Origin of the sequence: Glaesserella australis (assembly GCF_003260095.1) — a bacterium.
Taxonomy (GTDB): domain Bacteria; phylum Pseudomonadota; class Gammaproteobacteria; order Enterobacterales; family Pasteurellaceae; genus Glaesserella; species Glaesserella australis.
The window spans coordinates 219262-233041 of record NZ_PTPX01000002.1 but is presented as its reverse complement, the minus strand read 5'-3'; the positions used below and the strand labels follow the sequence as shown (position 1 = coordinate 233041).

The 13780-nt window shown below is 40.0% G+C and carries 9 protein-coding genes and 1 tRNA gene; 2 read left to right on the top strand and 8 right to left on the bottom strand.

Going from position 1 to position 13780, the window contains the following annotated elements:
- Positions 1-109: 109 nt before the first annotated feature.
- The 6 genes from C5N92_RS01805 to C5N92_RS01780 all read right to left on the bottom strand — a co-directional run bounded on the left by C5N92_RS01805 (position 110) and on the right by C5N92_RS01780 (position 8943).
- Complete coding sequence (locus C5N92_RS01805; RefSeq protein ID WP_111749172.1) at positions 110-3292, bottom strand: S8 family serine peptidase; 3183 nt, start codon at positions 3290-3292, stop codon at positions 110-112.
- A 236-nt stretch (positions 3293-3528) separates the two neighbouring features.
- The gene (locus C5N92_RS01800) at positions 3529-3960 is read right to left on the bottom strand and encodes a hypothetical protein (protein ID WP_111749171.1); all 432 of its coding nucleotides are present in this window, start codon (positions 3958-3960) and stop codon (positions 3529-3531) included.
- A gap of 144 nt (positions 3961-4104) precedes the next feature.
- Complete coding sequence (gene infB / locus C5N92_RS01795) at positions 4105-6657, bottom strand: translation initiation factor IF-2 (protein ID WP_111749170.1); 2553 nt, start codon at positions 6655-6657, stop codon at positions 4105-4107.
- A 17-nt stretch (positions 6658-6674) separates the two neighbouring features.
- The gene (nusA, locus tag C5N92_RS01790) at positions 6675-8189 is read right to left on the bottom strand and encodes a transcription termination factor NusA (RefSeq protein ID WP_111749169.1); all 1515 of its coding nucleotides are present in this window, start codon (positions 8187-8189) and stop codon (positions 6675-6677) included.
- Between the two features lie 15 nt (positions 8190-8204).
- A complete protein-coding gene (gene rimP / locus C5N92_RS01785) occupies positions 8205-8666 on the bottom strand; it encodes a ribosome maturation factor RimP (RefSeq protein ID WP_111749207.1) in 462 nt (153 codons plus the stop codon).
- 200 nt (positions 8667-8866) lie between these two features.
- Positions 8867-8943 (bottom strand) — tRNA-Met (locus C5N92_RS01780).
- A gap of 277 nt (positions 8944-9220) precedes the next feature.
- On the opposite strand from C5N92_RS01780, the gene parC reads away from it, so the two are divergent.
- Positions 9221-11458, top strand: coding sequence for a DNA topoisomerase IV subunit A (gene parC, locus C5N92_RS01775; RefSeq protein ID WP_111749168.1), 2238 nt, complete (start codon positions 9221-9223; stop codon positions 11456-11458).
- Positions 11459-11577: 119 nt separating this feature from the next.
- Here parC and dcd read toward each other — a convergent pair whose 3' ends face one another.
- Together dcd and udk are read right to left on the bottom strand one after the other, a co-directional pair.
- Positions 11578-12162 (bottom strand): dCTP deaminase, encoded by a 585-nt coding sequence (dcd, locus tag C5N92_RS01770; protein ID WP_111749167.1) that lies wholly within the window; start codon positions 12160-12162, stop codon positions 11578-11580.
- Positions 12163-12170: 8 nt separating this feature from the next.
- Positions 12171-12824, bottom strand: coding sequence for a uridine kinase (udk, locus tag C5N92_RS01765; protein WP_111749166.1), 654 nt, complete (start codon positions 12822-12824; stop codon positions 12171-12173).
- 102 nt (positions 12825-12926) lie between these two features.
- Between udk and C5N92_RS01760 the strand changes: the two genes are divergently transcribed.
- The gene (locus C5N92_RS01760) at positions 12927-13556 is read left to right on the top strand and encodes a LysE/ArgO family amino acid transporter (RefSeq protein WP_111749165.1); all 630 of its coding nucleotides are present in this window, start codon (positions 12927-12929) and stop codon (positions 13554-13556) included.
- The last annotated feature ends 224 nt before the right edge of the window (positions 13557-13780 follow it).

Genomic DNA, 13780 nt, shown 5'->3' with positions numbered 1-13780 from the left:
TCGGGCTAATCTATATCAATGTAATTGGGGTAGGATGATAGTCCAAAAGCCCCAATTCGACAAGCAATGAATGCAAACAAGCGGTCAGTTCTGCAAGATTTTTTGCAAATTAGAAACGATATTTGAGTCCAATGCTTAAATCATGGTGTGTTTCATCTGCTTGACGTGATATGCCATAACTACTATATAAAGCAAACATTGGCGTAAACTGATAATTTAATCCAAGTTTTGCTGTCGTAATATGTTTTGCAGGAGAAATACCTTGAATATCCGCCACACTCTCTGCCCCAATATAACGAGCTTTAAAGCCAAAAGTATTCGATACATCTGGTGTAAAACGATGTGTTAATGAACCGTTTATACTCAGATTGCCTAATTCTACTGTAGCTCGGACGCCCGCAAGATAGCTATGAAGATGGTAGCGAGAACGGTTTGCCTGAATCCCGAAATTTTTCCCTTCATTAAAGGCTTTTTGATAAATAGAATCAAATTGGTAGCCAATAAATGGACTGATTTCTGTCGAATTTAATTTGAAACGATGCCCTACTTCACCATAAAAACCATATAGTCTCGCATTGAAATCCGTATTGATATTTCTTGGGCTATTTGGAATCAAGATCTGACGTTTAACCTGCTGTTTAGCATTCGCCATGCCAAATTGAGCTAACAGATAACTATTCTCCCAATCATACCCAGTATAGATAGAAACACCTTGCTGTTTTAGCTTGGTATTTCCGACACTATCATCAAATTCCGATTTTTGTCGGCTCTGATAAACGGCAAGTCCTAGTAATCCATTTTCCGTTTTATATGTTGCACCAACATGGCTTTGATGACCTTTAGTCTCCGCATTTGCATAGCCTTTCTGAGAAAGAGAATATGCTCTATGATGAGTTGATGCATAAACTTCGCTCTTCTCTGTATTAACCGCCTGATTTGCAATCTGCTCATTAAAAGCTCGGCTTTCATTTAAAACTAGATTTTGGGAAGACGCATAAATTTCTGCCGAGAGTGAATCCACCGTCTGTGCTACAGCCAAAGGCGTTGCCGTAATAATGGATATGCTATCTGACTTAATTGGACTATTTTTATTTACCGCGACTTCATCTAGCACTTTATCAAGATTTTTCCCCGTATTTGACGCACTGCGGGAAACATTGCCAACACTTCTTAGCACATATTCTGTTTGGTTACGTTTATAGGTGACATCTACCTGATTATCTTTTTTTGTCACACTTTTGACTTCAATATAAGGGGCAATCTTATCTGAAATCGTATAAAAGCCTTGATAATTTTCTAATCTCCCCGCTTTTAAAATCGTTCTCGCTTGTTCAGCTTGCGTAGGAACGCCATCAATATTTTCAACATGCGCTAAAATGCGAGAGTTCTGCATATCTGCGGTGCCTTTTACATCAAGGGTTGCCGTATGAATGTCAATCACCGTTCGTGCATCTCGATCTGCCGTATAATTTTCATGAATCGTTAAGCCTTTGCCATAAACTTCCAAAGAGCCTTTATTGTTTACCGACTTATTAATTTGAACTAATTTTTGATCATTTTTTGCCTGTAAAGTACCATTTTTTTCAACAATCACTTCCGACTGGGTTAATGCATTAGAAATCGCTAAGCGACCTTCTTCAATGATAGTTTGCCCTGCGTAACTATTATTTCCGCTAAAATAGAGCGTACCTGTACCTTGTTTCTTAAAGCCAGCATCACCTGCAATGTCATTACTCCAAGTTAAACGATCGTTGTTAGTATAATTACGATGAGCAAAATTTGCTGTCACAAAGCCGTTATCGCTATTTACTAATAAACGTGTATCAAATCGTGCTGGACCTTTTAAAGCACGAGATTCATTCAATACGCCCCACCCTACTTGTGCATTTGGACCATCTGTAACCGCATCCGAGCCTAGTTTATTTGCTGTAGATAAAATGGTTTGTGTGACAAGATGGTTGCTCATCCAAGGGAATTTCTCCCATACATTTGCGACAGCTGCAGTCACTTCAGGAGCAGCAAAAGATGTGCCTTGAGCAGGAACCGTATCATCAAATAAACGCCAATCGCCCCTTGCAGCAATTCCCCAATTTTTTGCTGTTTCACCAATTTGACTTGAATAAGGCATTAAATGCCGTCCCTGCCAATCTACTGCCGCAACAGTAATCCAACCACGACGGGCATCATCATTGATCACAGGAATATGAGATTCTGTTGTCGCATGCAGATTCTGCCCTGTGCGATGTTTATCGCCATCGTTTCCTGCAGCCCAAACAAAAATACTGTCTTTCGCAGCCCATTTGGCTAACATAGGATAAAAACCGCGATCTGCAAAATATTTCCAACCTTTCTCATTTAAATAGTCTTTAAAAGGTGTATTTCCATAGGAATTATTAAAAATACGGACACCACGCTCATAAGCTGCTTCATAATATTGGTTACTTGCACTAACTATATTGTGAGAATTTGCCGTATAACCATAAATATAGGCTGTTTTATTTTTTGCTGCAAATACCCCAGCCGCCATTGAACCATGAGAATATTTATTCCCTTCTGCCTGACGTGGAGAACCATAATTTAAAAGTAGACGATTTTGACCATTTTCAAATAAAAATGCATTCCCTGTATCATTATTGACTGAAAAGTCCACATCAATAACTGCGACATCAGGGAAATCATGACTATCATCTATCCCCATACTATTTTGTGGATACAATAACTCTATCTCAGCCTTAGGTACATTGCTTTCTTCTACTGGCGTAACGACATTATTCTCTTCTACTGGTGGCGTCACTATTTCTGAAGATGAATTATCTACTGTCTCTTCCACTACTGGTTTTTCTGACGGAACGACATTGTTTTCTTCTACAGGGGGCGTTACCGTTTCTGAAGATGAATTATCTACTGTCTCTTCCACTACGGGTTTTTCTGGCGGAACGACATTATTCTCTTCTGCTGGTGGCGTTACCGTTTCTGAAAGTGAATTATCTGTCGTCTCTTCAACAATAGGTTTTTCTGACGTAGATACATTATTCTCTTCGGTTGGTGGAGTGACAATTTCTGGATTAGAATTATCAACAGTTTCTATCACAGGTGATGTCGGCGTAGTAGAGGTGTTATCTTCTGAAGATGGCGTTAATGTCTCGACCTGTACAGGGGCGGACTCTAGTTCGGTATTTCTTGCTACCCCATTATTAATTGGGGTTGGACTTGATGAGTTGTCGCCACCACCACATGCAACAACCAAAACAGATGCTAAAGCAACTTCTGAATATTTTTTCAGCTTCTGCATAAAATTGTCTCCTAATAATACACATCAAAAAGCTTAATATTTCTATGGATTTTAACACTTTTATTGGCTAGATGGTATGAAAATTAGGCAGTTTATTTGTAAAGAGCAACAAGCGGTGAGATCCGATAAAAAATTTGCAAATTTCCGAATATATCTAACCATTTTTCATTTCGTATTAAATTATCTGAGTTACACAACCTATACTGACCGTAAATTCGGTACTGTTTTTAATATAACTACTTAGAACACACATCTGAATCTTCATCATAATAAATAAGTAATTCTTTATATCCTCCTATATCCAAACTCTTATTGTTTTTACAGAACGTAATGGTTCGATAATTATTAGTAAAATCAGATGATTTTGGGGTATAACCTAATGCTACTATATTATTTAAAAATTTTACCCTATCATAATTAATTGAATTAGAGAAATCAGCTTTCAATACAAAACGAGTTCCTCGCCCACTAATCTGTTTATAACTTCCTTGCATCTTACTAATTTCATTAAAAATCTCTTGTCGAATAATACTAGTCTCTCGCTCCTTGCGTATTTGTTTAGGATGAAAAGAAGCAATAAAACAAAACCATATAACCATACCTAGAAACAGTAACCAATATCGAACAGGGTGTTTAGTCAAAGAGATTTTTTCAAAAATGTTTTTCATTATCTATCCCTAATAGCTCTTCAATTATCAAAGGAATAATAAAATTCAAGCGGTCAGATCCAACGAAAAATTTGCAAATTTCTCTGTGAATCTCACCGCTTGTACATCTATTTTTGAATGGTGGGCAAGATGCCCACCCTACGTTTAAATCGAACGCTTAATCTCAACCACTTCAAACACTTCGATTTGGTCGCCAACTTTCACGTCGTTGTAGTTTTTCACGCCGATACCGCATTCCATGCCGTTACGCACTTCAGACACGTCGTCTTTGAAACGGCGGAGTGATTCGAGTTCGCCCTCAAAAATCACCACGTTGTCACGTAAAACACGGATTGGGTTGTTACGTTTTACAATACCTTCAGTGACCATACAACCTGCAATCGCCCCAAATTTCGGATGACGGAAGACATCACGCACTTCTGCCAAGCCGATGATTTCTTGTTTAAATTCAGGCTGTAACATACCGCTCATTGCTGCTTTGATTTCGTTTAACAATTCATAAATGATTGAATAATAACGTAAATCGATGTTTTCGCTTTCGATAATACGGCGAGCTGACGCATCGGCACGCACGTTAAAGCCGAGTACGATAGCATTAGACGCAGCCGCAAGGGTTGCATCAGTTTCAGTGATACCGCCCACGCCCGAGCCAACCACTTTCACTTTCACTTCTGCCGTTGAAAGTTCGTGTAAAGATTGAACAATCGCTTCTACCGAGCCTTGAACGTCCGCTTTAACAATCACGTTCAATTCTGCCACGTCGCCTTCTGCCATATTGCTGAACATATTTTCCAGTTTAGCTTTTTGCTGGCGAGCAAGTTTCACATCACGGAATTTACCTTGACGATACAAGGCAACTTCACGGGCTTTTTTCTCATCACGCACAACAGTTGCTTCATCACCCGCTGCTGGTACACCTGAAAGACCTAATACTTCCACTGGGATTGACGGGCCTGCTGATTCAATGTCTTTACCGTTTTCATCACGCATTGCACGAACACGTCCGTACTCAAAACCACAAAGCACGATGTCGCCTTTGTTTAAGGTACCTGATTGAACAAGGATAGTTGCCACAGGGCCACGGCCTTTATCTAAGTAAGATTCGATAACAACACCGCTTGCCATGCCGTCTTTCACTGCGGTTAACTCTAATACTTCCGATTGAAGAAGAATGGCTTCTAATAAATCGTCGATGCCCAAGCCTTTTTTCGCTGACACTGGCACAAATTGTACGTCGCCACCGAATTTTTCTGAGATAACTTCGTGTTGTAAAAGCTCTTGTTCTACACGATCAGGGTTCGCTTCAGGTTTATCAATTTTGTTCACCGCAACCACAATTGGCGCACCTGCCGCTTTGGCGTGTTGAATCGCTTCAATCGTTTGTGGCATCACGCCATCATCAGCCGCCACCACAAGCACGACGATATCCGTTGCTTTCGCACCACGCGCACGCATTGACGTAAAGGCAGCGTGTCCTGGAGTATCTAAGAAGGTAATCATCTTGCCATCATCGGTTTCGACATGGTATGCACCGATATGTTGGGTAATACCGCCCGCTTCGCCTGCCGCCACTTTCGCTTTACGAATATAGTCAAGTAACGATGTTTTACCGTGGTCAACGTGACCCATGATTGTCACAACCGGCGCACGAGTAACCAGTTCTGCATTGGTATCACGATCTTCTAATACTGACTCTTCTAGCTCATTCTCTTTGCGTAAGATCACTTTGTGACCCATTTCTTCCGCAACAAGTTGTGCAGTTTCTTGGTCGATCACTTGGTTAATGGTCACCATTTCTCCCATTTTCATCATGGTTTTGATGATTTCCGTCGCTTTTACTGCCATTTTGTTAGCAAGTTCAGCAACGGTGATGGTTTCACCGATCACCACATCACGAGTAACCGCTTGAGCTGGCTTAGTAAAGGCTTGTTGTAACGCACTACCTTTTTTGGCGTGTTTGCCTTTACCCTTCACATCTTTTTGGTTACGACGATCTGCGCTACGCTCGTTTTTATCGTCTTCACGTCCGCCTTTTTTGGTTTTCGCCACACCTGGTTTACCACGACCACGATTGCCTTCGCTACGACGATCTGAATCACGCTCCGCTTCTAAAGCATATTTAGACGTAAAGCGATCATCTTCAAAATCTTCACCTGATTCACTCGCTTCTTCACGGGCAATTTCCGCTAAACGACGGGCATTTTCTGCCGCACGTTTTGCTTCCATTTCCGCTTTTTGACGAGCCAGTTCTTCTTGCTTACGGCGAAGTTCTGCTTCTTCTTTGCGTTTTGCTTCTTTTTCAGGATCAACTGCTTTTTCTTGCTTCGGCTGTTCAACTTTTGGTGCCGCCGCTTTTGGTTTACTGTTTGGCATTACAGGCACTTGATGAACGGCTTTTTTCGCTTCTTCCGCTTTTTGTGCTTCTTTCGCTTTAGCTTCAGCTTCTGCTTTCTCTTTTGCCGCTTTTTCAGCCGCTTCTTTTTCCGCTTTTGCCTTCGCTTCTGCTTCTTGTTTTGCTTTTAATGCTTCTTCTTGTGCTTTTTTTGCCGCTTCTGTATCGACTTTACGGGATTTACGCACTTCAACTTGCACTTCTTTCGCTTTACCGCCCGCTGTTGTACCGTTAACGGTCGTTTTAGTGCGACGCTGTAGGCTTAATTTCTTTGGTGCATCCATTTTGATTTCGTTATCACTCATTCTTTTGCTCCCTGTTCTTAGCTAAACCAACAGATTTGACGTGCTGCCATGATTAATTCGCCCGCTTTTTCAGCCGTTAATTCTTCGATATCGGCTAAATCATCAACGCCTTGCTCTGCAAGTTCTTCTAGGGTGGTAATTTGTTTTTCGGCTAATTTAAACGCAATATGACGATCCATACCTTCAAGATTTAATAATTTATCTTCGATATGCGCTTGTTTTAACGCTTCTTCTTCCGCCAATGCTTTTGCAGTAATGGCATTTTTCGCACGACCTTGAAGTTCTTCCACTAAATCTTCATCTTCTAAGCCATCGATTGCTGTCAGTTCATTTACTGGTACATAAGCAATCTCTTCTAATGAAGAGAAACCTTCATCAATCAGAATATGTGCAAACTCTTCATCAATTTCTAATGCATCCATAAAGAGATTGAGAACTTTGTTATCTTCTGCTTGATGTTTCTTATCTAATTCTTCTGTAGTCATAACGTTTAACGTCCAGCCTGTTAACTGAGTTGCTAAACGTACGTTTTGACCGTTACGACCGATTGCTTGCGCTAATGCACTTGGCTCAACGGCGATATCCATAGAGTGATTATCTTCATCTACTACGATAGAGCTTACATCCGCTGGCGCCATTGCGTTAATCACAAATTGTGCTGGATTGTCGTCCCAAAGCACGATATCTACACGCTCACCGCCAAGTTCATTGGTAATCGCTTGAACACGAGCGCCACGCATACCCACACAAGCACCGACTGGGTCGATACGTTTGTCATTGCTTTTCACCGCAATTTTCGCACGAGAACCTGGGTCACGAGATGCGCCTTTAATTTCAATTACTTCTTCGCCAATTTCAGGCACTTCAAGTTTGAATAACTCTTGAATCATGATTGGTTTTGCACGAGTCACGAATAACTGTGGACCTTTTGATTCAGGTTTAATCGCATAAAGTACGCCACGCACACGGTCACCTGGACGGAAGTTTTCACGTGGTAACATATCTTCACGCACAATCACTGCTTCTGCTTGGTTGCCTAAATCTAAAATAATCTGTTCACGGCTTACTTTTTTCACGGTTGCCGTAATGATTGTGTTTAATTGTGAACGGAATTGTTCGACCACTTTATTACGTTCTGCTTCACGAATTTTAGTGCTAATTACCTGACGGGCGGTTTGCATGGTGATACGGTCAAAGGCGATCGACTCGATCTCATCTTCAATAAAATCACCTAACTGAATGTTTGGATCTTCAAACTGTGCCGCTTCTAATGTAATTTCACGGGTGTGGTTGTGGACTTTTTCTACCACTAACCAACGACGGAAAGTAGTAAATTCACCTGTTTTACGGTCAATCACCACACGCACGTCAATATCAATGCCGTTGCCAGTTTTACGATCTTCACGCTCTGCAGCCGCTTTTTTTCTGGTTGAAATAGCTAATGCAGTTTCAAGTGCTTCAAAAATCGCATCTTTTGGTAGTAACTTCTCATTGGATACCGCTTCAGCGGCTAATAAAATCTCTTTACTCATGTTTGTTCGATTTCCTTAGAAATTAAAAACGGGGACTAAATTTGCTTTTTGAATGTTGCCGAAGGCAAAAGCTTGTGGATTACCATCTACTTTCAATGTAATTAAATCGCCTTCTACGCTCACTAATTCACCTTGCCATTTACGACGATCTAACATTGGAATACGTAAATGAATCACGATTTCACGTCCTACAAAACGCTGGTAATGGGCTAACGTGAATAACGGACGATCTAAACCTGGGGAAGAAACTTCAAGGTTATATTTATCCGCAATCGGATCTTCCACATCAAAAATCGCACTTACTTGACGGCTTACATCACTACAATCATCAATCGTAACGCCACCTTCTTTATCAATAAATAAACGTACGGTTAAATAACGACCTGCACGTTGGCACTCTACGCCGACTAATTCAAATCCCATTGCATCAATGGAATCGGCGACAAGCTCTTGTAATTTTTGTTCTAACGTTGCCAAAGAATCCTCCATTTGACAGATATAAAAAAAGGACTTCAAAAAGTCCCTTTTATACAACAAAGCTGACTATTTAGCCGCAAAAAAGCCCCAAACTTCAGTTGTGGGGCTGCAAGCGGTTTGTTCTGTATCAAGATTTACAAATTCAAAACCTTATATAGAACAAAACTCATTGTCCTTAACAGAACAATGAGCCTTAAAACTGGTTGCGGGGGCCGGATTTGAACCGACGACCTTCGGGTTATGAGCCCGACGAGCTACCAAGCTGCTCCACCCCGCGTCTGATGTGGTGCATTATAGGCAATAAAAAAATCTGCGCAACTGTTTTTTTATGATTTATGTATGAACGCTAAAAATTTAGCCAAGCCGAATTTAAATTAAACGGATAATGCGTTTATTTTTCTCAAATGATGCAACCGGTATACCGTCATATTTCTCCTATATTGAATTTGGAAAAATCTAAATTAGACAAATATCCATAAATAAGCGAAAATCTTGGCATAAGGACGCAAAATAGCGTCCCTTCTTATTTAAAATAAAACGAGTTTAGAATTCCAATGACCACAGAAACCAATTATGAAGGCGTTGAACAAATGCCGATTAAGCGTTTTAGTGAAGACGCTTATCTCAATTACTCCATGTATGTCATTATGGATCGTGCCTTGCCTTTTATCGGTGACGGTCTAAAACCTGTACAACGTCGTATTATTTATGCGATGTCAGAATTGAATTTAAATCCCTCATCAAAATACGTCAAAGCGGCAAGAACCGTTGGCGATGTATTAGGTAAATTCCACCCCCATGGCGATACCGCTTGCTATGGCGCAATGGTCGGTATGGCGCAAGATTTTACCTTCCGTTATCCATTGATTGATGGTCAAGGTAACTGGGGAAGCACTGAAGATAATGCGGCACACTATCGTTATACAGAAGCTCGCTTAACCAAAATTTCAGCGATCCTTTTATCCGAATTAGATCAAGGCACCGTCGATTTTAAACCCAATTTTGATGGTTCAAGACAGGAGCCTGTGACCTTCCCTGCCCGTCTGCCACATATTTTACTAAATGGTTCAACGGGCATTGCTGTTGGTATGGCAACGGATATTCCGCCACATAATATTAATGAATTAGCGGCCGCATCGGTAAAATTATTGGAGAATCCGACCGCTTGTTTAGCCGATTTGCTTGAAGTGGTTCAAGGCCCTGATTTCCCAACGGAAGCGGAAATTATTACGCCTAAAGCGGAAATTGCTAAAATGTATGAGCAAGGCAAAGGCTCAATTAAAATGCGTGCCATTTGGCAGCGAGAAGACAATAATATTGTCGTCTCCGCCTTGCCACATCAATCATCTCCCGCCAAAATCATTGAGCAAATTGCCACCCAAATGCGCAATAAAAAATTGCCAATGGTAGATGAAATCCGTGATGAGTCGAACCAAGAATACCCTATCCGTATCGTGATTGAGCCGAGATCGAACCGGATCGATTATGATGAATTGATGAATCATCTCTTTGCCACAACGGATTTGGAAAAGAGCTATCGTATCAATATGAATATGATCGGGCTTGACGGAAAACCTGCGGTAAAAAATCTATTAACGATTTTAACGGAATGGTTGGAATTTCGCAGAACAACCGTCACTCGACGCTTGAATTATCGCTTAGATAAAATTCTCAGCCGTTTGCATATTCTTGAAGGTTTAATGATCGCCTTTTTGAATATTGACGAAGTGATTGAAATTATTCGCAACGAAGATAATCCAAAAGCAGAATTAATGGCTCGTTTTAATTTGAGCGATGAACAAGCGGAAGCCATTCTTAACTTACGCTTACGCCATTTAGCCAAATTAGAAGAGCATGAACTCAAAGCGGAACAGCAAAAACTTGAAGAAGAAAAAGAATATTTGCAAGGGATTTTAGGTTCAGAACGTCGCTTAAATAACTTAATCAAGAAAGAGATTGAAGCCGATGCAAAAGTCTTTGCCAGCCCACGTCGTTCGCCGCTAGTAGAACGTGCAGAAGCGAAAGCCATTTCAGAAAGCGATTTAACACCGACAGAACCTGTTACCGTGATTCTTTCTGAAAAAGGTTGGGTACGTTGTGCGAAAGGGCATGATATTGATGTACAAAATCTAAGCTATAAAGCGGGCGATAGTTACCTTGCCCATGCTTATGGTAAGAGCAATCAGCCTGTGGTCTTTATTGATAGCACAGGTCGAAGCTACGCCCTTGACCCATTAAGTCTCCCGTCTGCTCGTTCACAAGGCGAACCCATCACGGGTAAAATTAGCTTACCTGAAGGCGCAACGGTTCAATATGTATTGATGTCAGAAGAGAATCGAAAAGTATTGATGGCATCAGATTCTGGCTATGGGTTTATCTGTCAATTTGAAGATTTGGTTTCCCGTAACAAAGCAGGGAAAGCGGTCATTTCCTTAACAGAAAATGCAAAAGTCTTACCACCACAACTGCTTGATGAATCTCAAGAAAACCTGTTGGTTGCCATGAGTAATGTTGGCAGAATGTTGGTTTTCCCTGTGTCTGAATTACCTGAATTATCCAAAGGAAAAGGCAATAAAATCATCAATATTTCTGCACAAGCTGCAAAAGAAGGAACGGAATTACTTTCGCGCTTATTACTGATTCGTTCAAGTAGCTCATTAGTCTTTGTTTCAGGAAAACGTAAAATCACCCTTAAGCCAAATGACATTGAAAGTTATCGTGGCGAACGTGCAAGAAAAGGCACACAGCTACGGGGATTGAGCGGAAATTCAGAAGTTGAAATTGTAGACTAGAAAGCCTTCACACCTATCCTAGTCCATAAATACACAAAGCCCTGAGAAACACAGGGCTTTATTTTTCAATTAAAATCAAACTTTTCTAGGCAAGTTCAAAATGTTGTAGAGAACAAATTTTATTCATCTTGATTAATGCGACTAGAAATAGCACTCTGTTGGTTTTTATATTTTGCGTCTTTACGCGCATTATATGGGCGTTGTGCATAACCACTCAAAATTTCAAAGCTCAATGCACCTATTGCCATATTAGGACGTAATGCAAGCGGTAGTTTCCCTGCATTAAAAAACTCTAATACGATTCTGCCTTCCCAACCTGGATCAATTCGGTGAGCGGTCACATGAACCATTAAACCAAGACGAGCCAATGATGAACGCCCATCTAACCAACCTACAATATTGGCAGGTAGCGTTACAGACTCAAGTGTTGTAGCTAATGCTAATTCACCTGGATGTAAGAAAAAAGCATCGCCATCTGCAATAATAATTTCATCACTCATGACTCGCTCTAGCTGTGCAGCCATTTCTTCACGAGGTCCACTTAAATCAATATAAGGTGTCGAATGTTCTCTAAATACACGGAAAGAGTTACCTAAACGAACATCAATGGTTGCGCCATTAATTTTTTCGTTTGCTGGACGCGGAGTTAAACTGATGATACCTTCATCCAAATAACGTTGAATATCACTGTCACATAAACGCATAACGCCCCCTATTTATGACCAAGTAACTCTTTAATTTGTGCTTTTAATATATTGATTGCAATACGATTTTTTCCACCTTTTGGAATAATAATATCTGCATACTGTTTAGATGGCTCAACAAATTGTAAGAACATTGGACGAACCGTTTTACGATATTGATTGACAATAGACTCCATTGTTCTACCACGTTCTTCCATATCACGTTGTAAACGGCGAATAAAACAGATATCAAGAGGTGCATCGACGAAAATGGAGACATTAATTTCATCACGGATTTTTTCGTCGGTCAGCAATAAAATCCCTTCTAAAATAATAATCTTTTTAGGCGTAAAGTACGTCACTGTTTTCTTACGATTATGTTCTGCATAATCATATTCAGGAATATCGACTGCTTGACCTTGTTTTAGACGTTTTAAATGTGCTACAAGTAATTCATGATCCATTGAATTAGGATGATCGTAGTTCGTTTTAACACGTTCTTCCATAGCAAGATGACTTTGATCTCGATAATAGGCATCTTCCGAAATAATGCCAATATCATCTTCACAGAGTTCTGCTTTGAGTTCTTTATAAATAGTTGAGGCAATAAGACTTTTACCCGATGCTGAAGCGCCAGCAATCGCAATAACAATACAAGATTCTTTATCTGTGGTTTGTGGCATATATGGTCCTTAAAGAGATCTGGAAAAAATTCCGTGGATTATAACGCAATTTTTGTAAAATTTTGAGTATAATCGACCGCTTGTTAACGGAGATGTAAATTTATGGATACTTTTTTACACGGTTTTGTTGTCTGTTTTGGCTTAATCGTCTCAATTGGGGCACAAAATGCCTTTTTATTAAAGCAAGGCATTTTAAAACAGCACGTTTTTTGGATTGCCTTAATTTGTTTTGTTTGTGATGTATTATTAATGGGTATTGGTGTACTAGGATTAGGATCACTGATCGCTCAATCTCCGATTTCAAGCTTAACTCTAGCTCTCATCGGTGCTATTTTTCTATTTACCTATGGTAGCCGATCTTTTGTTTCTGCTTATCGAGGTACATCACAGCTTTTAATGCAACAAGATAAAACTAAAAGCTCACTAAAGAAGGTTGTATTAATCACTTTAGCAATTACATTACTCAATCCCCACGTTTATATTGATACCGTGGTAATTGTCGGTGGTATTGGTGGTACACTTAATTTTGAACAAAAAGTCCAATTTCTTATTGGCGCATTAATTTGCTCATTTTTATGGTTTTTTGGTGTGGGTTATGGCGCAGGCTTACTTTCACCTTACTTTGAAAAACGTCGCACATGGCAAATTTTAGACTCAATCACAGGTATGATCATGTATGGCATTGCCTTTAGCCTACTCATTTATGCGATTGCTCTTTTTAAAACACTTTAAAGATATTCATCTCTTATTAGGATGAACCACGACTAAACGTTCATCCTATCCTTCTCAATAAATCTCTCATTAATGTTAATATTTTGTAAAAAACTAGACTTACATCACAGTTTTTTTGAAAGAATTCAGGCATAATTAGTAAGATACCTATGCTTTATAAATAAGCGATTAAAATAGAGACTAACTCTATAACTTATTGATAAAGTATATAATGTCGAAATTTA

What these genes read in the sequence shown, in the direction of transcription:
- C5N92_RS01760 (WP_111749165.1), top strand. Translation starts at nt 12,927, where the DNA reads ATGGATACTTTTTTACACGGTTTTGTTGTCTGTTTTGGCTTAATCGTC.
- udk (WP_111749166.1), bottom strand. Translation starts at nt 12,824, where the DNA reads ATGCCACAAACCACAGATAAAGAATCTTGTATTGTTATTGCGATTGCT.
- parC (WP_111749168.1), top strand. Translation starts at nt 9,221, where the DNA reads ATGACCACAGAAACCAATTATGAAGGCGTTGAACAAATGCCGATTAAG.
- C5N92_RS01800 (WP_111749171.1), bottom strand. Translation starts at nt 3,960, where the DNA reads ATGAAAAACATTTTTGAAAAAATCTCTTTGACTAAACACCCTGTTCGA.
- C5N92_RS01805 (WP_111749172.1), bottom strand. Translation starts at nt 3,292, where the DNA reads ATGCAGAAGCTGAAAAAATATTCAGAAGTTGCTTTAGCATCTGTTTTG.
- nusA (WP_111749169.1), bottom strand. Translation starts at nt 8,189, where the DNA reads ATGAGTAAAGAGATTTTATTAGCCGCTGAAGCGGTATCCAATGAGAAG.
- dcd (WP_111749167.1), bottom strand. Translation starts at nt 12,162, where the DNA reads ATGCGTTTATGTGACAGTGATATTCAACGTTATTTGGATGAAGGTATC.
- infB (WP_111749170.1), bottom strand. Translation starts at nt 6,657, where the DNA reads ATGAGTGATAACGAAATCAAAATGGATGCACCAAAGAAATTAAGCCTA.